The sequence below is a fragment of the Acidobacteriota bacterium genome, from assembly GCA_019347945.1.
Classification (GTDB): Bacteria; Acidobacteriota; Thermoanaerobaculia; order Gp7-AA8; family JAHWKK01; genus JAHWKK01.
In genome coordinates, this window is the sequence record JAHWKK010000017.1 from 21,208 (window position 1) to 45,312 (window position 24,105).

Annotated in this window: 23 protein-coding genes and 1 other RNA gene; 21 read left to right on the plus strand and 3 right to left on the minus strand. The window is 61.3% G+C overall.

Annotated elements, in window-relative coordinates:
• Positions 1-6: 6 nt before the first annotated feature.
• The 3 genes from KY459_11515 to KY459_11525 all read left to right on the plus strand — a co-directional run bounded on the left by KY459_11515 (position 7) and on the right by KY459_11525 (position 2,608).
• A complete protein-coding gene (locus KY459_11515; protein ID MBW3565344.1) occupies positions 7-1,584 on the plus strand; it encodes an acyl-CoA carboxylase subunit beta in 1,578 nt (525 codons plus the stop codon).
• A gap of 8 nt (positions 1,585-1,592) precedes the next feature.
• Positions 1,593-2,228: a carbohydrate-binding family 9-like protein gene (locus KY459_11520; GenBank protein ID MBW3565345.1), complete on the plus strand. Its 636-nt coding sequence runs from the start codon at positions 1,593-1,595 to the stop codon at positions 2,226-2,228.
• A 74-nt stretch (positions 2,229-2,302) separates the two neighbouring features.
• Complete coding sequence (locus tag KY459_11525) at positions 2,303-2,608, plus strand: Hpt domain-containing protein (GenBank protein ID MBW3565346.1); 306 nt, start codon at positions 2,303-2,305, stop codon at positions 2,606-2,608.
• A 12-nt stretch (positions 2,609-2,620) separates the two neighbouring features.
• Here the strand turns inward: KY459_11525 and KY459_11530 are convergent, their stop codons facing one another.
• Together KY459_11530 and nadC are read right to left on the minus strand one after the other, a co-directional pair.
• Positions 2,621-3,586 carry a diguanylate cyclase gene (locus KY459_11530; GenBank protein ID MBW3565347.1) on the minus strand — a complete coding sequence of 322 codons (966 nt, stop codon included), beginning with the start codon at positions 3,584-3,586 and terminating at the stop codon, positions 2,621-2,623.
• Between the two features lie 101 nt (positions 3,587-3,687).
• A complete protein-coding gene (gene nadC / locus KY459_11535; GenBank protein ID MBW3565348.1) occupies positions 3,688-4,539 on the minus strand; it encodes a carboxylating nicotinate-nucleotide diphosphorylase in 852 nt (283 codons plus the stop codon).
• A gap of 113 nt (positions 4,540-4,652) precedes the next feature.
• On the opposite strand from nadC, the gene ssrA reads away from it, so the two are divergent.
• The 18 genes from ssrA to KY459_11625 all read left to right on the plus strand — a co-directional run bounded on the left by ssrA (position 4,653) and on the right by KY459_11625 (position 22,070).
• Positions 4,653-5,005: a transfer-messenger RNA gene (gene ssrA / locus KY459_11540) on the plus strand.
• A 197-nt stretch (positions 5,006-5,202) separates the two neighbouring features.
• On the plus strand, positions 5,203-5,847 hold the full coding sequence (locus KY459_11545; protein ID MBW3565349.1) for a cytochrome c family protein: 645 nt from the start codon (positions 5,203-5,205) through the stop codon (positions 5,845-5,847).
• A gap of 21 nt (positions 5,848-5,868) precedes the next feature.
• Entirely contained in the window at positions 5,869-8,916 is a 3,048-nt protein-coding gene (locus KY459_11550; protein ID MBW3565350.1) for a TAT-variant-translocated molybdopterin oxidoreductase, read from the plus strand.
• Positions 8,913-10,337, plus strand: coding sequence for a polysulfide reductase NrfD (gene nrfD, locus KY459_11555; protein MBW3565351.1), 1,425 nt, complete (start codon positions 8,913-8,915; stop codon positions 10,335-10,337). The genes KY459_11550 and nrfD overlap by 4 nt, the downstream gene beginning before the upstream one ends.
• Before the next feature lie 2 nt (positions 10,338-10,339).
• Positions 10,340-10,885 carry a DUF3341 domain-containing protein gene (locus KY459_11560; protein ID MBW3565352.1) on the plus strand — a complete coding sequence of 182 codons (546 nt, stop codon included), beginning with the start codon at positions 10,340-10,342 and terminating at the stop codon, positions 10,883-10,885.
• Positions 10,872-11,528, plus strand: a complete 657-nt coding sequence (locus KY459_11565) for a cytochrome c (protein MBW3565353.1) — start codon at positions 10,872-10,874, stop codon at positions 11,526-11,528. Before KY459_11560 ends, KY459_11565 begins: the two co-directional genes overlap by 14 nt.
• The gene (locus KY459_11570) at positions 11,528-12,727 is read left to right on the plus strand and encodes a hypothetical protein (GenBank protein ID MBW3565354.1); all 1,200 of its coding nucleotides are present in this window, start codon (positions 11,528-11,530) and stop codon (positions 12,725-12,727) included. The genes KY459_11565 and KY459_11570 overlap by 1 nt, the downstream gene beginning before the upstream one ends.
• Complete coding sequence (locus tag KY459_11575; protein MBW3565355.1) at positions 12,720-13,310, plus strand: hypothetical protein; 591 nt, start codon at positions 12,720-12,722, stop codon at positions 13,308-13,310. Before KY459_11570 ends, KY459_11575 begins: the two co-directional genes overlap by 8 nt.
• Entirely contained in the window at positions 13,307-14,116 is an 810-nt protein-coding gene (locus KY459_11580; protein ID MBW3565356.1) for an SCO family protein, read from the plus strand. The genes KY459_11575 and KY459_11580 overlap by 4 nt, the downstream gene beginning before the upstream one ends.
• On the plus strand, positions 14,106-15,140 hold the full coding sequence (coxB, locus tag KY459_11585; protein MBW3565357.1) for a cytochrome c oxidase subunit II: 1,035 nt from the start codon (positions 14,106-14,108) through the stop codon (positions 15,138-15,140). The genes KY459_11580 and coxB overlap by 11 nt, the downstream gene beginning before the upstream one ends.
• 10 nt (positions 15,141-15,150) lie before the next feature.
• Positions 15,151-16,797 (plus strand): cytochrome c oxidase subunit I, encoded by a 1,647-nt coding sequence (gene ctaD, locus KY459_11590; protein ID MBW3565358.1) that lies wholly within the window; start codon positions 15,151-15,153, stop codon positions 16,795-16,797.
• Entirely contained in the window at positions 16,772-17,476 is a 705-nt protein-coding gene (locus KY459_11595) for a cytochrome c oxidase subunit 3 family protein (protein ID MBW3565359.1), read from the plus strand. The genes ctaD and KY459_11595 overlap by 26 nt, the downstream gene beginning before the upstream one ends.
• Positions 17,476-17,802 carry a cytochrome C oxidase subunit IV family protein gene (locus KY459_11600; GenBank protein ID MBW3565360.1) on the plus strand — a complete coding sequence of 109 codons (327 nt, stop codon included), beginning with the start codon at positions 17,476-17,478 and terminating at the stop codon, positions 17,800-17,802. The genes KY459_11595 and KY459_11600 overlap by 1 nt, the downstream gene beginning before the upstream one ends.
• Positions 17,803-17,838: 36 nt before the next feature.
• Positions 17,839-18,090, plus strand: a complete 252-nt coding sequence (locus KY459_11605; GenBank protein ID MBW3565361.1) for a type II toxin-antitoxin system VapB family antitoxin — start codon at positions 17,839-17,841, stop codon at positions 18,088-18,090.
• Complete coding sequence (locus tag KY459_11610; protein ID MBW3565362.1) at positions 18,090-18,479, plus strand: type II toxin-antitoxin system VapC family toxin; 390 nt, start codon at positions 18,090-18,092, stop codon at positions 18,477-18,479. Before KY459_11605 ends, KY459_11610 begins: the two co-directional genes overlap by 1 nt.
• A gap of 146 nt (positions 18,480-18,625) precedes the next feature.
• A complete protein-coding gene (locus KY459_11615) occupies positions 18,626-19,369 on the plus strand; it encodes a protein-L-isoaspartate(D-aspartate) O-methyltransferase (protein MBW3565363.1) in 744 nt (247 codons plus the stop codon).
• Positions 19,370-19,395: 26 nt separating this feature from the next.
• Positions 19,396-21,786, plus strand: coding sequence for a hypothetical protein (locus KY459_11620; protein MBW3565364.1), 2,391 nt, complete (start codon positions 19,396-19,398; stop codon positions 21,784-21,786).
• Between the two features lie 50 nt (positions 21,787-21,836).
• Positions 21,837-22,070, plus strand: a complete 234-nt coding sequence (locus tag KY459_11625) for a hypothetical protein (protein ID MBW3565365.1) — start codon at positions 21,837-21,839, stop codon at positions 22,068-22,070.
• 616 nt (positions 22,071-22,686) lie between these two features.
• On the opposite strand, the gene KY459_11630 is transcribed toward KY459_11625, so the two are convergent.
• Positions 22,687-24,024 (minus strand): M20/M25/M40 family metallo-hydrolase, encoded by a 1,338-nt coding sequence (locus KY459_11630; protein MBW3565366.1) that lies wholly within the window; start codon positions 24,022-24,024, stop codon positions 22,687-22,689.
• Between the last annotated feature and the right edge of the window lie 81 nt (positions 24,025-24,105).

The window sequence follows — 24,105 nt, forward strand, 5'->3', positions numbered from 1 at the left end:
AACGACATGGGAGAAGCGTCGGGAGAGAGCAAGGATGTGACGAGAGACGCCCGCCAGGTGCTGAGGGAGAGGAAAGAAGCGAGTGAGCTCGGGGGCGGCCAGCATCGGATCGACCGCCAGCACGACGCCGGCAAGCTGACGGCGAGAGAGCGAATCGCTCTTCTTTTCGACAGTGGCTCTTTCCAGGAGATCGATCAGCTCGTGGTCCACCGTTCGAGAGACTTCGGACTCGAATCGCAGCGGGTGCCGGGGGATGGTGTCGTCACGGGATTCGGTCTGGTCGACGGGCGGGCAGTCTACGCATTCGCCCAGGATTTCACGGTTTTCGGCGGGTCGCTCAGCGAGACGCATGCGGCGAAGATCGTCAAACTGATGGATCTGGCGATGAAAAACGGCGTTCCGATCGTCGGCCTCAACGACTCCGGCGGTGCGAGGATTCAGGAGGGAGTCGTCTCGCTCGGGGGCTATGCCGACATCTTTCTGCGCAACACGCTCGCATCCGGAGTGGTTCCCCAGATTTCGGCAATCATGGGGCCGTGCGCCGGAGGCGCGGTCTACTCCCCCGCGATCACAGATTTCATTCTGATGGTCCGGAACACGAGCTACATGTTCGTGACCGGACCCGAGGTGATTCGCACGGTCACGCACGAGGACGTTACGAAAGAGAAACTGGGAGGCGCGACGACGCACAGCGAGGTTTCGGGAGTCGCACATTTCGCGGCAGCATCCGACGAGGACTGCATCGCGCTGATCCGGGAGCTGCTCTCGTTCCTTCCTTCGAACAATCTCGAAGATCCGCCGAGCCGGCCATCCGACGACGACATCAACCGGGTCGACGAAAGTCTCGACGAAGTCGTTCCGGCAAGCTCGAATCAGCCGTACGACATTCGCGAGATCATCCGGATCGTCGGCGACGAGCGGCATTTTTTCGAAGTGCACGAGTCCTTCGCGCGCAACCTGGTCGTGGGTTTCATCCGGCTGAACGGTCATCCGATCGGCGTGGTCGCCAATCAGCCGGCGTATCTGGCCGGGGTGCTCGACATCGACGCATCGAGAAAAGGGGCGCGCTTCGTGCGACTCTGTGACGCGTTCAATGTTCCGCTGCTCGTGCTCGAGGACGTTCCGGGGTTTCTTCCGGGAGTCCAGCAGGAGCACGGCGGAATCATCATTCACGGTGCAAAGCTCCTCTATGCTCTCGCCGAGGCGACGGTCCCGAAGGTTACGGTCATCACGAGGAAAGCATACGGCGGTGCGTACTGTGTGATGAACTCCAAGCACATCCGTGCGGACATGAACTTCGCGTATCCGAACGCGGAGATCGCGGTGATGGGTGCGGAAGGGGCAGTCAACATCCTCTATCGGCGTGAGGTCGAGTCCGCGGCGGAACCGGATGCGATGCGGAAGCAGAAGATCGAAGAGTACAGGGAGAAGTTCGCCAATCCGTTCGTCGCGGCCGAGCGAGGTTTCATTGACGAGATCATCGAGCCTCGTGAGACGCGGCGCAAACTGATTGCCGCCTTCTCGATGGCGCGAAACAAGCGGGACGTCAACCCTCCGAAGAAGCACGGAAACATTCCCTTGTGAGGCGTGCCGTGGCGGACACCGATCCTCGTGTCATCCGTTGCGTGGAGGAGAAGCTCGATCCGCTGAAACCGTGGTCAATGCCCGAAAGCGCCGAGGGTTCACGGCTGGTCCTGTCATCGGATGGAAGCGCGCCGAGGAGGGCTACGGCCTTCCAGATCGCGCGCGACGATCGCATTCTGCGCATCGTGTTCGACGCGGACGATGAACGGGATGTCGTGGCGACGATGGGGAACGACGATCCGCTCTGGAAGGAGGACGTGTTCGAAGTCTTCATCGCACCAGAGCGGCGACGGGAGTACTTCGAGCTCGAGCTCAGCCCGCGCGGAGCGCGCTTCGATGCGAGGATCAGCTCCCCCGGCGGGACTCGTTCGACGATGGAGACGGACCTCTCGTGGAGTTGCCGGTGGAGAGGGTTCGTACGCCGCGATGGTTCGGGAGAGCGGTGGCGAACACGAGCATCACTCCAGGTACCGTTGGATGGGCTCGATGCCGGGCGACCCCATTCGGGAGCGGTATGGTGGGTGAATTTCTACCGGATCGACCGTTCGCCCGACGGCGACGAGTTCTCGTCCTGGGCGCCCACGTTCGCGGACCCACCGGATTTTCATCTTCCAGATCGCTTCGGCGAGCTTCATTTCGTCTGAGTCGGTTGATCGGGGCCCGATGCTCGGGCGGCACGAGCGATGCAGACTCCCCGGCGGGGCGTGGGACCCCGGCGATGGATTTCGAATTCGAAGAGCTGAAGAAAGAGTTCCTCAACGAGGCGAAGGAGAAAATCGTCGAGATGAGGGCGATCGTCGAGGCCGGTTTCGACGAGGGCGACTCGCTGGAGCGACTGACGAATCTCGCACACCAGTTGAAGGGTTCGGGAGGGAGCTACGGGTACGCGCGGATCTCGAGCGACGGGGCGCGACTCGAGGAGATCCTGGAAGGCGATGGATCTGCCGATCGAGAGGGAGTCGAAAGGGGACTCAGCGATCTCGAGGACGAGGTGGCCCGGCAGCTGGCCGCATTCGACTCGTGACGCGCGATCTCCTCAGCTGACAGGGTGAGTCGTCCGTCTGGGCTCGGCCCGGCGTTCCCACTGAACCTGGTTGCGGCCGTTCTCCTTTGCCCGATAGAGCGCCTTGTCTGCTGAATCCACCAGCTCGAGGGTCGAATCGAAATCGGTCAACGAGTTCGACGCCACTCCGATACTGACTGTCACCCGTATTTCGGCTTCGTCAGTCTGAATCGGCGCTTCCTCCACCACATTTCGAATTTTCTCGGCGAACTGGATTGCGTCGTCAAGCGTAGTCTGCGGCATCAGAACCGCGAACTCCTCTCCGCCGTATCTGGCGACGAGGTCGGAAGTCCGGACCGAGTCGGAAAAACGCGCTGCGACTTCTTTCAGCACTTCGTCTCCGGCCGCATGACCAAAGGTGTCGTTGACCTTCTTGAAGTAATCGAGATCGATGAGAGCGAACGAGAGAGGGCGCTCGTAACGGCGGGCCTCTTCGAACTCGCGAGCGAGCGACTCCTGAAGGTGGCGGTGGTTGTACAGCTGAGTGAGGCCGTCGGTGATGGACAGCCGGGCGAGCTTTTCGTTCTTTTCGAGCAATTCCTTCTGAAGGTCGACGATGCGGCGTGCAGCGCGAATCCGCGCGACCAGCTCGGCTGGCTGGAACGGTTTCGTGACGTAGTCGTCCGCGCCGAGCTCGAAGCCTTCGAGCTTGTCCTCATGGTCGTCTTCTCCGGTGAGAACGATCACGTAACGGTTCCGGAATTCGTATTCTCCCTTGATTTCCCTGCAGAGCTGGAGCCCGTCGATGTCGGGAAGGCGGCGGTCGAGAATCGCGAGATCCCACCGGCGATGCCAAAGCTCCTCCCGCGCCTCGGCACCATTTGCGCACTCGGCGGTCTCGTAACCCTGCCTCTGAAGGAACAGCTTGACGAGCTTCCGGATGGCACGATCGTCGTCGACGACCACCACTCTGAATAGCTGTTCTTCGGATTCGGTCATTTTCAGCTCCTGATCAGACTCTTCTGCAGATGATATCGGTTCGACCTCACTGGTCGGAGATTTCACGTGGGTAGGCCGGGCGGCTGCCCTCGGCGGCGAGCTCAAAACAGAATGTCCATCGAGATGTCGAGCGCAGTGACGGAATGGGTCAGCGCGCCTGACGAGATCCGGTCGACCCCGGTTTCGGCCACGGCGCGGATCGTTTCGAGTGTGATGCCTCCGGACGCTTCGAGGATGACCGTTCTCCCCGTCGATCGATTATGGTCGCTGGTCACGGCGACTGCGGTGCGGATGGAATCGATGTCCATGTTGTCGAGCAGGACATATTCGGGTCGGGTGCCGAGTGCTTCGCCGAGCTCGTCGAGGGTTCGCACTTCGATCATCAGGGGACGGCGTAAGCCGGTCGCGCGGACGAGCTCGACCGCTCTCGCAATGCCACCGGCACGGTCGATGTGGTTGTCCTTGATCAGGAACATGTCGTGAAGTCCCATCCGGTGGTTTCGCCCGCCCCCGGCCGCGACGGCGTATTTGTCGAGGAGTCGCAGCCCGGGCGCCGTCTTGCGCGTGTCGTAGATTTCGGCACCGGTGCCTTTGATGGCGGCTGCGTAGCGGGACGTCAGGGTGGCGATCCCGGATGCGCGCTGGATCACGTTCAGAATCGACCGCTCCATCGTCAGGAGTGCGCGGACGGAGCCGCGGACCGTAGCGATGGCGGTCCCGGGGGATACCGGGTCGCCGTCGGCGAGATGGAGCTCGGCTCGGGCATCCGGATCGAGGAGCTGGAAGCCGTGCTCGATGAACGGAGCGCCCGCAAAGACTCCTTCGACTTTGGCGAGGAACCGGGCAATGCCCTTTTCGGCGGCTCCGAAGATCGCATCCGTCGTGATGTCGGGGAGGTCCTCCTCGAGCGCGAGCTCGAGAATCGTACGTACCGTGTTGCTCGTCAGGGTCATCGCGCTCGGGCCTGGTGCGAAGATTCCGCCAGAGCGGAGGCGGCATCGGGAGGCCGGGAGCGAGATTTCTGAAATCGAGCGGTCAGGATTGCTGTTGGAAGCTATTGAAACATGGGGGCGATCGGCTTCGACGGGAGTTGATCGGCGCCAGGTTGCATGCCGAGCTGGACGAACCTCGTAAATCAGTCCACCAATCGCAAGTGCGAACAACGATCTTGCACTGGCAGCCTAAATAGCTGTCACGCTCCCTGTCGGGCTGCTCACGCCGGACAGATCGAGTGTCATTAATGTGAGCTGGGCGTCAACGGGTGCCGTGACGTTGACGCCGAGATCCAAGCGCGGCTGGCTCGTCGCCGGTCCTCGTTCTGCTGGCAGGTGACGGGCGAGATCAAAAGCAGGACTACGCATGTAGATGCCCGGCCTACGAAGCTCTCGGACGTGGGTTCAATTCCCACCGCCTCCACCAGTTTCTCTCCCCTGGCGATTCTCGGAACGGAACACCGGAAAGAGTGCTCCCGGATTGTCGTCCGACGGTCCGGAAAATCCCGTGATCAGGGGTCGACAAACCCCCAACAGGTCGGTTAGTGTATGCGCCGCGCAGGTGCCTGCCTTCGGGCGGATCTGAGTCTGCACATCCTGTAGAGAACAACGCATCCATTTCCTATGCAGATCTTTCACCGAAGTGCGAATACGCTCGCCAAGGTAAGTATCGTCGGCACTCTGCTGGTCGTCACCCTCGTTGGTGGGGCCGCGATCGCCCTCAACCGCGCGTCGTGGATTCGCGAGACCGGGGACGCTCTCGAGCAGCCCGTCCCGTTCAGCCACCAGCATCACGTGCAGGCGCTCGGAATCGACTGCCGTTACTGCCACACGACGGTCGAGAAGTCGAGCTTTGCCGGAATCCCGCCGACGCAGACCTGCATGAACTGTCACTCCCAGATCTGGACGAACGCGGAGATGCTGGAGCCGGTGCGCGCGAGCTTCAGAGAGGAAGTGCCGCTCGAGTGGGCGCGGGTGCACCGGCTCGCGGACTTCGTCAAGTTCGATCATTCAATTCACGTCAACAAGGGAATCGGCTGCGTATCGTGTCACGGGCAGGTCGACGAGATGAGGCTGACCGCACAGGAGAAGCCGCTTTCGATGTCCTGGTGCCTCGACTGTCACCGTCATCCCGAGAAGAATCTGCGGCCGCTGGACCGGATCACGGACATGAACTGGGAGGCGGAGGATCAAGAGGCGCTCGGGGCCGAGCTGGCCGAGGAGTACGGTACGCGCAGGCTGGACAGCTGCTCGTCGTGCCACTATTGATCGATGCCGGAAGATGAGGAAATGACGACGAACACGAAACAGAACGGGCTCGACCTGATCGACTTTCGGCAGAGGCTCGAAGGCCAGGAGGGGGAACGTTTCTGGAAGAGCCTCGACGAGATCGCCGAAGAGGATGGTTTCGGTCAGCTGCTCGACCGCGAGTTTCCCAACTATGGTGCGGAATGGGCCTCGCGGACGGACCGCAGAAGCTTTCTGAAACTGATGGGCGCATCGCTCGCGCTCGGCGGTCTGACGGCATGCGACCGTCCACCGCCGGAGAAGATCATCCCTTATGTCAGCGCCCCGGAAGAGATCATCTACGGCCGGCCGCTGTTCTACGCCACGACGATGAGCCTGGGTCGCGACTCGGTGGGCCTTCTGGTCGAGACTCACGAAGGCCGCCCGACGAAGGTCGAGGGTAACCCGGATCATCCGTCGAGTCTCGGCGCTGCGGACGCGATCTACCAGGCGTCGATCCTCGGGTTGTATGACCCGGATCGATCGCAGACCCTGCGCAGGCTCGGGCGCATCTCGACCTGGAGCGATTTCGTTTCGACGCTCGGACAGGCGATGGAAGCACGGGCGGCGAATCAGGGGGCGGGCGTGCGGATTCTGACCGAGACCGTGATGTCGCCGACCGTCGGAGCGCAGCTCGAGGAGATTCTGCAGACCTACCCGGCCGCGAAATGGGTTCAGTACGATCCCGCGGTTCCCGATCGTCCGGCAACGATGCGAAATCAGGTTCCTCGCTATCATTTCGATCAGGCGGACGTGATTCTCGTGCTCGATTCGGACGTCATGGGATCGGAAGCGGGACATCATCACTATGCGCGAGCGATCGCGGACCGGCGTCGGGTCCGAACCGAATCCCCCCGAATGAGCCGCCTCTACGTGGCCGAGTCGATGCCGTCTCCCACCGGGGCGATCGCCGATCATCGATTTCCTGTCCGGACCTCGGATATGGAAGCCGTTGCCGACATGCTCGCCAACGCGATGGGTGTCGGCGGAGGATACAGCGATGCGCCGCGGGGATCGGAAACGGAGTGGGTTGCGGCGGTCGCGCGCGATCTTCGAGGCGCGAGAGGAAGGGCGGTCGTCGTCGGAGGCGACCATCTTTCGCCCCGCACCCATGAGTTGATTCGCTCGATGAATCAGGCGATCGGCGCGGTGGGAACCACGATCGAGTACATCGCTCCTCCCGAGATTCGTGTGCAGAACCAGACGAGAGCGCTCGCCGAGCTCGTCGACGAGATGCGGGCGGGAGCGGTCGAGGTTCTTCTGATTCTCGGGGGGAATCCGGTCTATACGGCGCCGGGTGATCTGAGGTTTGCCGAGGCGATGGATCGAGTCGGTGGTCTTCGCGCGCATCTCAGCTCGCATTACGACGAGACGTCGCGACACTGCCACTGGCACATCAACGCGGCGCACTACCTCGAGTCGTGGGGCGACGCGGTCTCGTTCGACGGGACCCCGTCGATCATCCAGCCGATGATCGAGCCGCTCTATGGCGGCAAAACGGTGATCGACGTGCTGAACATTCTGACGGGCCGGATCAGCTCGACGACCTACGAGACGGTTCGAGAACACTGGATGGGCCGCGCCACCGGGGGAGGCGACTTCGAGAGATGGTGGCAGACGATGCTGCACGCCGGTGTGATCCCGAAGGGACAGTTCGCCGAGCGCAGGTTCGTCTTCCCTCCGGAGCCGTTCGCTCCGCGGCCTGTTGACGACGTGGAAGTCTCCGGGGGCATCGAGGTGAACTTCCGTCCCGATCCGGCAATCTGGGACGGGCAGTTCGCGAACAACGGCTGGCTGATGGAGATGCCGAGACCGCTGACCAAAGTCACCTGGGACAACGCCGCCTACATGAGTCACGGCACCGCGCAGCGTCTGGGGCTTCGGAGCGAGCAGGTGATCGAGATCGTTCATCAGGGACGGATGGTGAAGGCTCCGGTCTGGATTGCGATCGGGCATGCTCCCGACTCGATCACGCTGCACACGGGGTTCGGGCGGACGCACGCGGGCAGCGTCGGAAGCGGCCGGGGGTTTGATGCGTACGTGATCCGGACGGCCGGGAATCCATGGTTCGTAAGTGCTCAGATCCGCGCGACGGACGAGAAGATCGAGATCGCCTGTACCCAGAAGCACTTCTCGATGTACGGACGCAATCTCATCCGCGCGGCTTCTCTCGGTAGTTTCGTTCACGATCCCTCGATGAAGGGGGATCCGATGGAAGACGACGAATCGCGGATCACGCCGGGACACGAGGAAGAGATCGCCGGTGTCCCGCACGAGGCGGAGCCTGGAGCCCACGCTGCGGATCCGGACATCTACGAGGATTGGAACTATCCGGGTTATGCGTGGGGGATGTCGATCGACACGTCAGTCTGCACGGGTTGCGACGGTTGCATCATCGCCTGCGTTGCTGAGAACAACATCCCGGTGGTCGGAAAGCGGGAAGTCCTTCGCGAGCGGGAGATGCACTGGCTGCGGATCGATCGTTACTACAAGGGAAGCAGCGTCGATCGCCCGCAGACGTTTCATCAGCCGATTCCGTGTCAGCAGTGCGAGAAAGCCCCCTGCGAGCCGGTGTGCCCGGTCGGCGCGACGACGCACAGTCATGAAGGCCTCAACGACATGACCTACAACCGTTGTGTCGGAACTCGATACTGCTCGAACAACTGTCCCTACAAGGTGCGGCGGTTCAACTTCTTCGAGTACGCCGATTACGAGACCGAGTCGCTGAAGCTCGGGAGGAATCCCGACGTGACGGTTCGGACCCGTGGCGTGATGGAGAAGTGCACGTATTGTGTCCAGAGGATCAATGAGGGTCGGATCGCGGCGGAGCGGGAAGGCCGGAGGGTCAGAGACGGTGAGATCCGCACCGCGTGCCAGCAGAGTTGTCCGACCAACGCGATCGTTTTCGGAGACATCAATGATCCGACGAGCCAGGTCACGAAACTGAAGGCGCAGGCGCATAACTACCGTCTGCTCGAGGAACTGAATACTCAGCCGAGAACGACATATCTGGGTACAGTGAGAAACCTCAATCCGGAGATCCCCGCGTGACGACCGAACCTCTCGACAGAGAAGCACGAGCGCGGAAGGATCCGTACGATGCCGGCCCGATCCTGATCGGAGAGCACGATTTCTCGTCGATCAACGACAAGATCTCATCTCTGGCCGAGGCACCGCTGAAGTCGACCGGGAAGGGATGGATTCTCGGTTTCGCGATCGGATTCCTTCTGCTCAACGTGCTGATGGTGTCGATCGTCGCGCTGATCGCGTTGGGCACCGGAATCTGGGGAATCAACATTCCCGTGGGATGGGGATTCGCGATCATCAACTTCGTCTGGTGGATCGGAATCGGGCATGCCGGTACGCTGATCTCGGCGATTCTCCTGCTCTTTCACCAGCAGTGGAGAAACTCCATCAACCGCTTTGCCGAGGCGATGACGCTCTTCGCCGTCGCCTGCGCCGGCATGTTCCCGCTTCTTCACACGGGACGTCCCTGGTTCGCCTACTGGCTGATGCCATATCCGAACTCGATGGGATTGTGGCCGCAGTTCCGGAGCCCGCTCGTCTGGGACGTCTTCGCGGTCACGACCTACGGTTCGGTCTCGCTGATCTTCTGGTACATCGGGATGATTCCGGATCTGGCGACGCTGCGGGACCGAGCAACGACGAGAGTCCGGCAGGTGATCTTCGGATTTGCGTCGATGGGGTGGAGGGGCTCGGCGCGGCACTGGGAACGGTACGAGACGGCGTACCTGCTGCTGGCGGGGCTGTCCACGCCTCTGGTGCTCTCGGTTCACACGATCGTCAGCTTCGACTTTGCGACATCGATCATTCCCGGCTGGCATGCGACGTTTTTCCCGCCCTATTTCGTCGCCGGCGCGATCTACGCCGGGTTCGCAATGGTACTGAACCTCGCGATTCCGATCCGGAAAGCCTACAAGATGGAAGACGTGATCACGATGAGACATCTCGACAATATGGCGAAGATCCTCCTCGCCACCGGGCTCATCGTGGCGTACGCGTACGTGATGGAGCTCTTCTACGGTTGGTACAGCGCCAGCGAGTTCGAGATCTTCATGCTGAAGAACCGGACCGGGATGGGCGCAGAGATTCACGCTCCGTACTGGTGGACGTACTGGATGCTGATTTTCTGTAACCTGATCACACCGCAGCTGCTCTGGTTCAAGAACGTGAGGAGATCGCCCGTAGCGCTGTTCATCATTTCCCTGATCGTAGGCGTCGGAATGTGGCTGGAGCGTTTCGTCATCGTCGTCGTTTCGATGCATCGGGATTATCTCCCTTCATCGTGGGGGATGTACTCCGGAACGGCGTGGGACTGGGCGATGTACATCGGCACGATCGGCCTCTTCCTGACGCTGTTCTATCTCTTCGTTCGGTTCCTCCCCATCATCCCGATGTTCGAGGTCAAACATCTTTTGCCTGAATCGCACGCTCACGGGCACGAGGACTGATGATGCAGACTCACATCACCCCATCGAGCTTTGGACTGATCGCGAGATTCGATTCGGTCGAAGCGCTCATGCACGCGGCCGAGCGGGTGCGCGATGCCGGGTACACGCGAGTCGACGCATACACGCCGTTTCCGATCGAAGGGCTCACGGCGAGTCTCGGCCTGCCGAAAACGAAGCTGCCCGCCCTGGTGCTGGCGGCGGGAATCATCGGAGGATTGACGGGATTCGGCATGCAGTACTTCGCTCAGGTGATCCACTATCCCTACAACATCGGAGGAAAGCCGCTCTACAGCTGGCCCGCGTGGATTCCGATCACGTTCGAGGTGACGATTCTGTTTGCGGCATTTACGGCGGCGATTGCGATGATCGTCCTGAACGGTCTGCCCGAGCCCTACCATCCTGTGTTCAATGTCAAGGGATTCGAGAGAGCGACCGAGGACCGTTTCTTCATCTCGATCGAATCGACCGATCCGAAGTTCGAGGAGGGTGCGGTTCGCGATCTCTTCAGGGCGGCCGGAGCCGCGGAGGTTTCCGATGTTCCGCTCTGAGATGCGAGCCTCCGGCCTTCTGGTCGTGATGGTGATGTTATTGACGGCGGCGACCGGGTGCCGCCAGGAGATGGCCGAGGCTCCCTACTACGATCCGCTCGAGGCGACGACGTTCTTCGAGGACGGACAGTCGGCGAGAAAGCCTCCGATGGGCACGGTTGCGCGCGGTCACCTCCGGCTCGACGACCATTTCTACACTGGTCGGGTCAATGGTGAGCTCGCGACGACGTACCCGTTCGAGATAACGCGGGCGGTCCTCGATCGAGGTGAGGAGCGGTTCAACATCTACTGCACGCCGTGTCACGGGCGGACAGGCGATGGGAACGGGATGATCGTGCAGCGCGGATTCCGCCAGCCGACGTCGTTTCATTCGCCGACGATCCTCGCTCATCCGCCCGGCCATTACGTCGATGTGATGACCAACGGCTTCGGAGCGATGCCGAGCTACGCGGCGCAGGTTCCGCACGAGGATCGATGGGCGATCGCAGCGTACATCCAGGCGCTGCAGCTCAGCCGCACGGTTCCGGTCTCCGCCCTGAGCGCCGAGCAGCGCGCCAGGCTCGAATCGGATCTCGCGGGTGGAGCCGCCAGCGAGCAGGTGCCCCATGGCACGGCGGTTCAGACGGAAGGGGAAGGACACTGATGGAAGTCAATCCTCAGCATCATCCTCTCGGCCGTCTCATGAAGCCGGTGCTGATCGTGGGGGTGATCGGCGTCGCGATTCTGATTGCGGGCGCCCTGTTACTCTCCATCGAGCTCGCCCTTCGGGCGTGGCTGCTCGGTTTTGCGTTCGTGTCGACGATTGCGATCGGGTGTCTCGTGCTTCTGATGATTCACACGCTCACCGGAGGCGTCTGGGGACTCATCATCCGCCGAATCGTCGAAGCCGGCGCCTCGACGCTTCCGTGGCTCATCGCGTTCTCGATACCCGTGCTGCTCGGGATTCACTCGATTTACGAATGGTCGCATGCGGATGTCGTCGCGAGCGATCCGATCCTGCAGCACAAAGCGGCCTACCTGACTCAGGGAGCGTTTTCGCTCCGTACGATCGGATACTTCGTCATCTGGTCGGTGATGGCCTATCTGCTCATCGGTTGGGGGCGGAGCTTCGAGAAGGACCGGGGCGCGCTGACGCTGACGAAAATGCGCCGCCTGAGCGCTGGTGGTCTGATTGTGATGGCGCTGACCATCAGCCTCGCTTCGGTCGACTGGATGATGTCGCTCGAGCCCCACTGGTTCTCCACGATGTACGGCCTTTCGTTCATCGTCGGCTGCCTCCTCTCGGCGATGGCGTTTTCGATCATCGTTGCCTCCAGGACATGGGTCGAGGGGCATTACGGCTCGATTTTCCCGGCGAAGAAGTTCCGCGATCTCGGCAACCTTCAGCTCGCTTTCGTGATGCTGTGGGCGTACACGGCCTTTTCGCAGTTCATGCTGATCTGGTACGGCAACCTGCAGGAAGAGGTTCCCTACTACCTGCGGAGGACTCACGGGGTGTGGGGATGGATCGCCGTGACTCTGATCGTCTTTCACTTCTTCCTGCCGTTTTTCATGCTGCTGATGCGGTCGATCAAGGATCGGCCGCAGGTACTGCGACTCGTTGCCGCCTGGATTCTTTTCATGCACGCGGTCGACTTCTACTGGCTGATCGGCCCGGCATTCGGTGAGAGCGGTGCGGCCTTCTGGGTTTACGGAGCTGCTTTAGTCGCGGCATTCGGACTCTGGGCCGCAATCTTCTTCTGGTACCTCGGCAGAGCTTCCCTTCTGATGGAGGGAGATCCATGGATTCGGGAGAGGGTCGAGGCAGGAAAATTCAACAGGGAGGTCGTCGGTCATGGATGAACATCTCCAGGCTCACGACCAGCACGGTCCTACGCCCGTGCACGTGGACGTCCACCACGAGGAAACCGACATCAACGTTCGCGCCGTCCTCATCGGATCGGCGATCTTCATCGTATTCTCGATTCTGATGCTGCTGTTGTTGTGGGGTACCTACGAGCTCTTTCTACGAGTGGATCGGAAGTTCGATCCGGAAGCGGTGAGCGCGATCCCTGCGGCGGCCGACCGGCAGGACTTCGTCTATGGGAATGTTCCGGCGGACAAACCGGACTTCACGAACCACTGGACGGTTCCGATCGAGGAGCTGGACCAGTTTCGAAAATCGGAGCTGGAGATCCTCGAGAGGTACGGGGAGAGCGGCACCGCGGGCGTGGTCCGGGTTCCGATCGAAGCGGCCAAGGATCTCGCGCTTCGTCGCGGCTACCCGGTGAGGACCGATGCGGCCGAGGCGATGTCCGAGGTGAGAGCCCTCGGCGCGGAACTGCCAGAGTGGGCGAGTAGCGGCGTCGGCGCCGCTCCGCAGACCTCACCCGAACCGGACACGCTCATGGGCGAAGCGATCGAGCGGGCGGAGGAGCAACCGTGAGGCGCGCGCTGCCGGTTCTGCTGCTCCTGATGTCTGCGGCACCGATTTCTGCGCAGATCTTTCCGCGGTCGGCCGTGGACGGAGTGCAGCTGGTTCAACGGATCGACTCGGAGATCCCACTCGACCTGGAGCTCGTGGACGAGAGCGGAAAAACGGTCCGCCTGCAGGACTACTTCGACAAGGGAAAACCGGTCGTGCTGACGCCGGTGTATTACAGCTGCCCGATGCTCTGCAATCTCGTTCTCGACGGAATGGTGAATGTCGCGAGGGAGCTCCGGTTCGACATCGGTGAAGAGTACGAGGTCGTCACCGTGAGCTTCGACGATCGAGAAACAGCCGATATGGCCGCAGCCAAAAAGGAGATTTACGCGAGACGGTACGGACGCGCGGAAGTCGAGAACGGCTGGCACTTCCTCACGGGCGACAAGGTGACGATCCGTCAGTTGATGGACTCGATCGGCTTCGGGTTCGCCTATGACGATGCGCTCGATCAGTATGCGCACTCGGCGGTCGTGGTCGTGTTGACTCCCGAAGGAAAGATCGCCAGATATTTCTATGGCTTCGAGTTCAAGGCTCGCGATCTCCGGCTCGCCATCGTGGAAGCATCGGAGGGGCGTGTCGGGACAATCGTCGATCAGGCGATGCTCGTCTGCTTTTCATACGACGCATCCGTCGGAAGATACACACCCGCCGTGATGAGAGGGCTCCAGGTCGCGGGATCGGCGACGGTGCTGATCCTGGGCGGCTTCGTTTTCAGTCTCATTCGAAAAGAGAGAAAGAACAGGGACTCGAATCTTGCTGGATAACGTACCCATACTGCCGGAAGCGGCTTCGAGCGTCGCGGGGCAGATCGACATCTTCTACTGGTTCCTCGTGCTGGTCACGGCGGTCATGTCGGTTCTCATTGCCGCGCTGATCGTCGTGTTCGCCGTGAAATACCGGCGACGGTCGGATACCGAGATTCCCCCGGAGCTTCACGAGAACAAGTGGGTCGAGGCTTCGTGGATCGTGATCCCGTTCCTCGTCTTCATGGTGATTTTCTTCTGGGGAGCATGGCTGTACTTCGACATCAACCGGATGCCGCGAAATGCGACCGACGTTTACGTGGTCGCCAAGCAGTGGATGTGGAAGTTCCACCATCCGGGCGGACAGACCGAGATCAACGATCTTCACGTGCCGGTCGGTCAGCCCATCCGGCTCATCATGATCTCGCAGGACGTGATCCACGATTTCTACGTTCCCGAGTTTCGTGTCCACACGGACGTGCTGCCGAACCGGTACCGCTACGCCTGGTTCGAGGCAACCAAACCGGGCGTCTACAATCTTTTCTGTTCGGAATACTGCGGAACGGAGCACTCCCGCATGATCGGGAAGGTGTACGTGGTGGAGGCAGCGGAGTATCAGCAGTGGATCTCCGGTGGGGTCTCCGGGTCCGCAGCGGAAAAGGGAGAGGAGCTCTTCAGCAAGTACGCGTGCAACACCTGCCATACGGACGACTCGAGCGCTCGAGGCCCGACGCTGACGGGACTTTTCGGCACCGATGTCATCCTGGATACCGGTGAGCGGGTCGTGGCCGACGAAGGCTATCTGCGCGAATCGATTCTGGATCCTCGCGAGAAGATCGTGATGGGTTTCGACGCGATCATGCCGAGCTTCACGGGCCAGCTCAACGAAGAACAGGTCCTGCAACTCATCGCGTATCTGAAGTCACTCGCTTCTCCCGAGGACTCGGCGCCGGTGATGTCGACTCCCACCGGAGGAGAAGCGGTGCCTCCCGCGGCCCAGCGTGCTGTGCAGAATGAAACGGACGGGGGAAGCGATGACGAGTGACGCCCTGGACATGAGACCACCAGCCGAGAGGTCGAGACCGGCGAAGCCGAACTACCTTCACGACGGCTATTCCGTGAAGTCCTGGCTTCTGACGCTCGACCACAAGCGGATCGGGATTCTCTACCTCGTCGCGATCACGCTGATGTTCTTCCTCGGAGGGTTCTTCGCCTTCCTGATGAGAGTTGAACTGATGACGCCGGCAGGCGACCTGGTGACGTCCGACACCTACAACAGGATGTTCACGCTGCACGGGATCATCATGATCTTCTTCTTCCTGATCCCGTCGATACCGGCCGTGATGGGCAACTTCGTTCTTCCGTTGCAGCTCGGAGCGAAGGACCTGGCGTTTCCCAGGCTGAACCTCCTCAGCTGGTACCTCTACATGATCGGCGCGATCGGAACGATCGCGATCATTCTGCTGGGCGGCGTCGATACGGGCTGGACGTTCTATACGCCTTTCAGCACGGCGTATTCGAACAGCCACGTCTTCCTGATGACGATGGGCGCGTTCATCGTCGGATTCTCGTCGATCCTGACCGGGCTCAACTTCATCGTGACCATCCACAAGATGCGCGCTCCGGGACTGACCTGGTTCCGGCTCCCGCTGTTCGTCTGGGCAATTTACGGAACGAGCCTGATTCAGGTGCTGGCGACGCCGGTGCTTGCGATCACGCTGCTCCTGATCGGTCTCGAGCGCGTCCTCGGGGTCGGGATCTTCGATCCGGCACTCGGGGGCGATCCGGTCCTGTTCCAGCATCTCTTCTGGTTTTATTCACACCCGGCCGTCTACATCATGATCCTGCCGGGGATGGGCGTCATCAGCGAGGTGATCGCGACGTTCTCCAGAAAGCGCGTGTTCGGCTACAAATTCATCGCGTTCTCGAGCCTCGGAATCGCGTTCCTCGGCTTTCTCGTGTGGGGACATCACATGTTTGTGGCCGGGATCAGCATGTACTCGGCGATGATCTTCTCTTTTCTGAGTATGTTCGTCGCGGTTCCCTCGGCGATCAAGGTGTTCAACTGGACCGCGACGCTCTACAAGGGGTCGGTTTCTCTCGACACACCGATGTTGTATGCGCTCGGTTTCATCGGTCTCTTCACGATCGGCGGGCTCACGGGACTGTTTCTCGCCGCAATGGGTATGGATCTCCATTTCCACGATACGTACTTCGTCGTGGCGCACTTCCACTACATCATGGTCGGCGGTGCGGTCATGGCCTACTTCGCCGCGATTCATTACTGGTGGCCGAAAATTTCGGGCCGGATGTTTCCGGAATGGTGGGGGCGCGTTTCGGCCGTCATCGTGTTCGTCGGATTCAATCTGACCTTCTTCCCGCAGTTTCTGCTCGGCTACCTCGGGATGCCGCGGCGTTACCACGCCTATGTTCCGGAGTTCCAGCTGCTGAACATCCTGTCGAGCGCGGGCGCAACCATTCTGGCGATCGGGTATCTCCTGCCGCTGGCGTATCTGATGTGGTCGCTGAAATACGGGAAGATCGCGGGGCCGAATCCGTGGGGAGCGACGGGCCTCGAATGGAAGATCGCATCGCCCCCGATTTCGCACAACTTCGAAGAAACGCCGGTGGTGACGAGTCCGGCGTACACGTTCACCGAGGCAGATTTCCCCGATCATGTTCAGGAGGCGAAAGTTGTCTGATACGACGACAGCCGAGGCGCAGGAGCACCGCTTTCTCCAGCACCACTTCGAGGACCTGTTCCAGCAGCACGAGTCCTCCACGCTCGGGATGTGGTTCTTCATGGCGCAGGAGATTCTCTTCTTCGGAGGTCTGTTGGCCGCGTACGTCGTCTACCGGCTGAACTACTACGACGCCTTCATCGCAGCGAGCCAGCATCAGGATCTCGTTCTGGGCACCACGAATACTGCCGTGCTGATCCTCAGCAGTCTGACGATGGCTCTGGCGGTCCGCTCTGCCCAGCTTGCCAGGCGGAAGGCGATCATCGGCTTCCTGATCCTCACGATGCTTCTGGGAGGCGTGTTCGTCGGGATCAAAGCGGTCGAGTACTACGACCACTGGGAGCATCATCTGGTTCCCGGCCCTGCGTTCGAGTTTCACGATCCTCTTCCTTCCGATGTCCTGCCGCAGACCGTGGAGATGTTCTATGTTCTCTACTTCGGGCTGACGGGACTGCACGCTCTGCACATGGTCATCGGCATGGGGCTGGTCGCCTGGATCGCCTGGAGGGCGCACCGGAATCACTTCACCCCGGATTACTTCGGACCCGTCGAGGTCGTCGGGCTCTACTGGCACTTCGTCGACATCGTCTGGATCTTTCTCTTCCCTCTCCTCTACCTCATCGGAAGGCACCCGCAATGATGGATGAGAAAACACAAGAAGAGCATCACGCCGACGCGATGCACCACATCACCCCGGTGCCGACCTACGTCGGGATCTTCGCGCTTCTCATGGTACTGACTGCCGTCACGGTTGCCGTCGCTTTCGTCGACCTCGGCATGCTGAGCACCCCCATCGCGATTCTGATCGCCGTCGGCAAGGCGACCGCCGTCGTCCTGATCTTCATGCATGTGAAATACAGCCCTCGCATCATCGGGATGATCGTCATAGGCTCGGTCGTCTTCCTCGTGGTCCTTTTTCTGATCACCCTCTCGGACTACCTGACCCGGGACTGGCCGCTCACCTGAAATATATACATCTATATGGATGTATATACAGGCTAAATGGCGCTCAGCATCAAGGACCGAGAGACCGACCGTCTCGTCAGAGAGCTCGCGGCGAAAACCGGAGAAACGCTGACTGAAGCAATCACGACTTCGATCCGCGAGCGCCTGGAGCGTCTGGAAACTCGCAGGAACGGCGGTCTGGCGGAGGCGCTGCTCGAAATCGGCCGGCGGTGCGCCCGGCTTCCCGTCCTGGACGACCGCTCGCCCGAGGAGATCCTGGGCTACGACGAAAAGGGCCTTCCCGGCTGATGGTGCTGGATACGTCGGCAATCCTCGCGATTCTCCTGGCGGAACCCGAGGCGGCGGCAATCGCAGCCGCGATCGAGGCCGCGGAATCGAGGGTGATGTCGGCCGCCAATCTGGTCGAGAGCTCGATCGTCATCGAAACCCGGTTCGGCGATGCCGGACAGCGCGAGCTCGACTACCTGGTTTATCGAGCGGCAATCGAGATCGTTCCCGTTGACAGGGAGCAGGCCGACATCGCGCGAGCTGCGTGGCGACGCTTCGGAAAAGGCCGGCATCAGGCCGGCCTGAATTTCGGCGACTGCTTTTCCTATGCTCTCAGCCGGATTCGGAGCGAGCCGCTCTGTTTCAGGGGCGACGACTTCTCGCGCACCGATGTCGAGTCCGCCCTCTAATGAATTTTCCGCGCCCGTTGTACCCGCCTTCGAGCCGACGCCCTCGACCGTGTATTTCGTGACCGGAGGCTCCGGCGAGCTTCGAGCTTTATCCCACGACCGCTTTGCTTTGGAATCACGGATCGCCAGGAATTGTAGGTTCAGGTATGAGAAATCGATTGACGATCCGGTGGTCCGCAGTCGCACTCGCGATGTTCGTCGTCGCCTGGCCGGCAGATGCGCAACGCTCGACGTATGAAGAGGCGCGAGCCAGGCTCGTCCGTCAGATCGAGACTGACGTTCGGATGACGAGCCGGCACATCGGAAAACGAGAGCTGGATGCCGGAGTCATGAAGGCGATCGCGGAGGTCGAGCGACATCATTTCGTTCCACCGCGGCTTCGGAAGGATGCGTACGATAATCGTCCGCTGCCGATCGGCCACGGCCAGACGATCTCCCAGCCTTACATCGTTGCGCTGATGACGGATCTTCTGGATGTCGAGAAGGATGACGTCGTGCTCGAGGTCGGCACCGGCTCCGGATACCAGGCGGCGGTTCTCGCCGAGCTGGTCGATCACGTTCACACTGTCGAGATCATCGAGCCACTCGCAAAACAGGCTAAAGATCGCCTGAAGCGGCTCGGTTTCGACAACGTGTCGGTCAGCCACGCCGACGGTTATCATGGGCTTCCCGACGAGGCGCCATTCGATGCGATCATCGTGACCGCGGCGGCGGGAAGGATTCCACCGCCGCTGATCCGCCAGCTCGCTCCGGGGGGGCGGATGGTCATCCCCGTGGGACCGGCCTTTTCGATTCAGCAGCTCATGCTCATCGAGAAGGATGCGGAGGGCGCCATCACGACGCGTCAGATTCTTCCGGTCCGCTTCGTCCCGCTCACGGGCGAGCATTGATCCCGGAAGCATCCGCTGGTTCCCGAGTGCCGGGAGCGATCGCGGCGGCGGTCGGTGTCGTATCCGCGTGTGGACTCGCCTCGGAGATTCTCCTGATGAGAATCTTCTCCATCGCGGAGTGGGATCTGTTCGCCTGGATGATCATCAGCCTGGCGCTTCTCGGGTTCGGTGCGAGCGGTACGGCGCTCGCCATCTTCCGGAAGCCGGCGCGGCGCTTCTACCCCGTGGTTGCCGTCATCATTCCTTCGATTCTCGCGGTCGTGCTCCCGCTGACACTCGCGCTGGCGTTGCGGGTCGAGTGGCGGTCGCTCGAGCTTCTCTGGAACCCCGTGCAGGCGTTCCGGCTGCTGGTCATCTACCTCCTTCTTGCGGTGCCCTTTTTCTGTGTCGGTACCTTCATCGGTCTCAATCTGATGGAGTGGTCCGGCTCGATCCGGCGCGTTTACGGAGCGGATCTGGCAGGCGCGGCCGCGGGAGCGGTGATCGCTGCCGGTCTTCTGCAACTCGTCCGACCTGAAGCGGCGTGGCAGATGCTGACCGCGCTGTCGATCGTTTCGGCTGGGCTGATCGCTTTCGGCATCGCACGCAGGCTGATCTGGGTGCCCGCCGCGGGGCTTCTCCTGACCGCTGCGATCGCCGTATTCCTTCCCTTTCGGCTCGAGCCAGGCGAGTACAAGGCGCTCTCACAGGCTCTTCGCGTACCGGGCGCAGAAATTATTGCCCGGGGAAGCAGCGCGCAATCCGATCTGCGTATGCTCGCAAACTCGAATGTGCCGCTGCGACTCGCACCCGGCCTCAGTCTCCAGCACTTCGAGGATCTGCCGTTGCAGCGAGGAATCTACGTAGATGGCGAAGGGCCGATCATTCTCAACCGTTCCGACCAGGCGCTGCGACATGTCGACGACACGGTGTTCGGCGCGGTGTTCGCGCTCGATGTTGCGGCTTCTTCGCGACGAGCGCTGGTCGTAGGGCTGACGGCTCTTCCGGAGATCGTGAGGCTTCATCAGGTCGGTTTCGAATCGATCATCGTGCTCGAGCCCGATACGCGGCTCTCGGCAATGGCGCTCGACGCGAAGGGATGGGGAGGAGAGATTCTCGAGTCCGAGCGCGTCGAGCTCCGGGGAGAGACGCTTCGGTCAGGGCTCGCGAACGTCGATGGTGAGCTCGATCTGATTCTGATTCCGCTCGACGCTGGCCGCGGCTCGCTCGAGCCGGAAAGGGCGGTGACCGAGGAGTCTTTCGGGCGGATGCTGGATCATCTGAGTGACGAGGGGCTGATCGCGATCACGGCGCCGGTCGAGACGCCTCCCCGTTCGATTCCGCGGCTCCTCGTCGCGATCGCCAACGCCGTCGAGCGCCGCAATGACGGGTCGGAAAGGCACGTCGCTGCGTTGCGGGGATGGGATCGCGGTGTCGTTCTTCTCTCGAATTCACCCTTCACCTTATCGGATACGGCCTCGCTTCGCCGCTTTGCGGAATCTCATTCATTCGATCTCGTCTGGCTTGCAGGGGAATCATTCGAGTCGAACCGGTTCAACCAGCTGGCCGAGCCATGGTTTGGGGACAGCGCAGCGGCGATATTGGGAAGCCGGAGCTCGCGCCAGGAGCTCATCGATCAATACAAGTTCGATCTCACAGCGCCGACCGACGATCGCCCGTGGTTCGGGGTTCGGATGAAGACCGGAACTGTTCGTGAGCTGCTCGCTCTCCGCGAGGAAGGCGGGCTCGCGCTGCTCGAATCGGGTTATCCGGTACTCGTTCTGACGCTGGTCATTGCAATCCTTTCAGGGATGGTGCTGATTCTGCTTCCTCTGCGGATGGTCCGGCGTGAACGACATCCGGCCCTTCCGGCGGGGTGGAGGATCGTAACGACCTTCGGCGCGCTCGGTCTGGCGTTCCTTTTCGTCGAGATTGTCGCCATTCATCGGATCGCCGCCATTCTCGGCCGGCCTCTGGAAGCGGTGACGATCGTCATCGCCTCGTTCCTCCTGTTTGCGGGAGCAGGAAGTCTGTGGGGACGACGGCTGCCGGGACTCGACGAATCGCGCGCCGCCGATACGGTCCTCCTTCGCGCAGCCGTGGCGATCGCCGTCGTCATTCTCCTCGGTCTTCTGATTTTCATGCTTGCCTCGGACTGGATTGCCGCGCTTCCTCATGCAGCAAAGGTGGCGATGTCGGTGATGGCGATTGCACCTCTCGCTTTTCTGATGGGCATTCCATTTCCCGCGGCGCTCGAGCGGATCCGCTCCGGAGGCGATTCCTGGATTGCATGGGCATGGGGGATCAACGGGTGCGCTTCGGTCGTCAGCGCGATCCTCGCGGTTCTGCTGTCAATCCATTTCGGCTTGGATGCAGTGAGCGTCACCGCCGCGGCGCTCTACGTCGTCGCCGGCGTCGCGATGAAGCAGGTTGTCTGAACAGACCCGCTCGACAATTGTGAAACTCCGAGGGACAATCCGAGGCCCTCATGACCGAGGGGTTCACACCGCGAGCGCTCGACGAGCAGCTGCGGCACGAGCTTAATAATGCGATGATGGCCGTTCTCAGCCTGGTTCAGGTCATCGATCGTCACGCGGGCGATGATCCTGTCGTTCATGAAGCGGTCCTCAGGATCATCTCCGCCATTGAGCGCTCGAGGGTCACCGTCGAGGAGGTGAGCGGTGAGCTCGCCTTGATCGCCTCGCGGTTGTCGTCGTCCTGATGTACATTCCATAGGTAAAAAAGCGCTATTCATCCTATAAAACACACTGTTTGTCCGACAAAATGTAGCTTCGCGCCAACCTCGTGGTTCTGTCGCCCGCTGAAGCGGGCTCACACTGTTTCGAAGCGAGGTCTCTGTCCCCCGGCTGAAGCCGGGGGCTGAGAACTGTCGCCGCCGTTCGGCGGCTTCGGGGATTACGTTCATTTTGAGCGACCCTGCGACGATCAGCGGATGGGCGTTGGTTCTGTCGCCCGCTTTTGCGGGCTCCAAAATCCTCACTCACAGCCCGCTCCGCGGGCTCTAAAATCCTCACTCACAGCCCGCTCCGCGGGCTCTAAAATCCTCACTCGCAGCCCGCGCCAGGGAGCTGGTTCTCTTCGAGGCTGAATATCCGCGAGAGCATTCATCCTCGATTAGCCCGTGCCAGCGGGCGAGAGAACGCCGAACCTTCGGGAGCATTGGAAAATTCGCGAGACGATGATTCTCGTTCAGCCCGCGCCAGCGGGCGAAAGATTTTAGCCCCCGGCTTCAGCCGGGGGACAGTAGATCGTCCCAAAACAGTGTGAGCCCGCTTCAGCGGGCGACAGGACCTCGACCACGCTCGCGCTGAAAGGCGTCAGTAGCCGAGCTGGGCGAGACGGCCGGCGTCGGTGAGTCTGTGGATCAGCACTCCGATGCGCGCGGCGAGGATTCCGAGCGTATCGAGCCGCACGGTCTCGTCGATCGTGTGGGAATGGCTCCCGTGAGATCCGAGGCCGTCGATTGCATCGACGTAATCGGCGACGAAGGAGACGTCGCCCGCACCGCGCCGGCCGGGATCGCCGGGAACGATCGGCTCGAGCCCGAGATCACGGTTCACGCCATCGAGGACTTTCGCGAGGAACCGGTTTCCTTCCGTGGGTGCCATCGCGGGATAACCCTCGTTCCAGAAGACTCTGGCCGAGGTTCGTGGAAGGTTTCCGGTGGAGACGATTTCCTCGACGAGAGACATCAGATGCTGTTTCTGCTCGGGGGTGAGAAAGCGCATGTCACCTTCGATGATGGCCTTGTCGGCGACGATGTTGGTGACGCCGCCGGTCGATCCGTGATGCGCCGAGGCGTCGAAGCTGGTCTGGCTTCCGGAGAGAACCACGGAGGGGTTGAGCGCAGCGTTCGGCATTCCATCGATCGACTTCCTGATTGTGTCGAGAATTCTCGCCGCCTCGTACGAGGCGCCATACCCGATACCCGGACGAAAGATCCCGGAAGAGTGCCCGGTGCGCGCTTCGACCTCGATGCGCCACTGCTCGACACCACGTCTTCCGATCGTGACTGAACCTGGAGACGAGCTCTCGAATGCGAGGGCGACGTCGCTTCGCATCGCCGCCTCGACGAGCGGTGCGCGCGCGACGGAGAGCGGGCGGCCGCCTTCTTCTTCGTCACCCGTGAGAAAGACGATAATCTGGTGACCATCGAGCGTTCCAGCGCTCTGCATCGCGCGAAGAGCTTCGATCATGACGACGTTTCCACCCTTCATGTCATCGCCGCCGCTCGCGCGGGCGATGTCGCCATCGCGCTCGAACCAGTCTCCGTCGATCACGGTGTCGAGATGCCCGATGAGAAGCAGCCGCTTTCCTTCCGACCCGCTTCGCTCGGCGATGAGGTGTCCTGCCCGATCGAGCTCGGGCGGGAGGTCGATCCATCGCGTCTCGAACCCGAGCGATTCGAGCTCCCGGGCGAAGACCGTCCCGACGCGGCGGACGCCCTCGTGATTCGAGGTCGCGCTCGGAATTCGGACGGCTTCCTCGAGAAGCGCGATGGTGGCATCGTGGCGCGCGGTCGCGGCGTCGACGATTGCCTGCTCAGTCGTGTCCAGCGTGAATGTGAGGGGCGGCTGAACCTGTGTGGTCGTGCAGGTAGAGACTGCGATCAGGATGACGATGAGTATCGGATACGGAAGAGGCTGTGGCTTCATTGGTGCGTATTCAATCACAGGCGAAGACCGCGAGGAACGGGAGGAAGTCCGCGCGCTCGGGGCTGATTCTTTCTCGTAAGG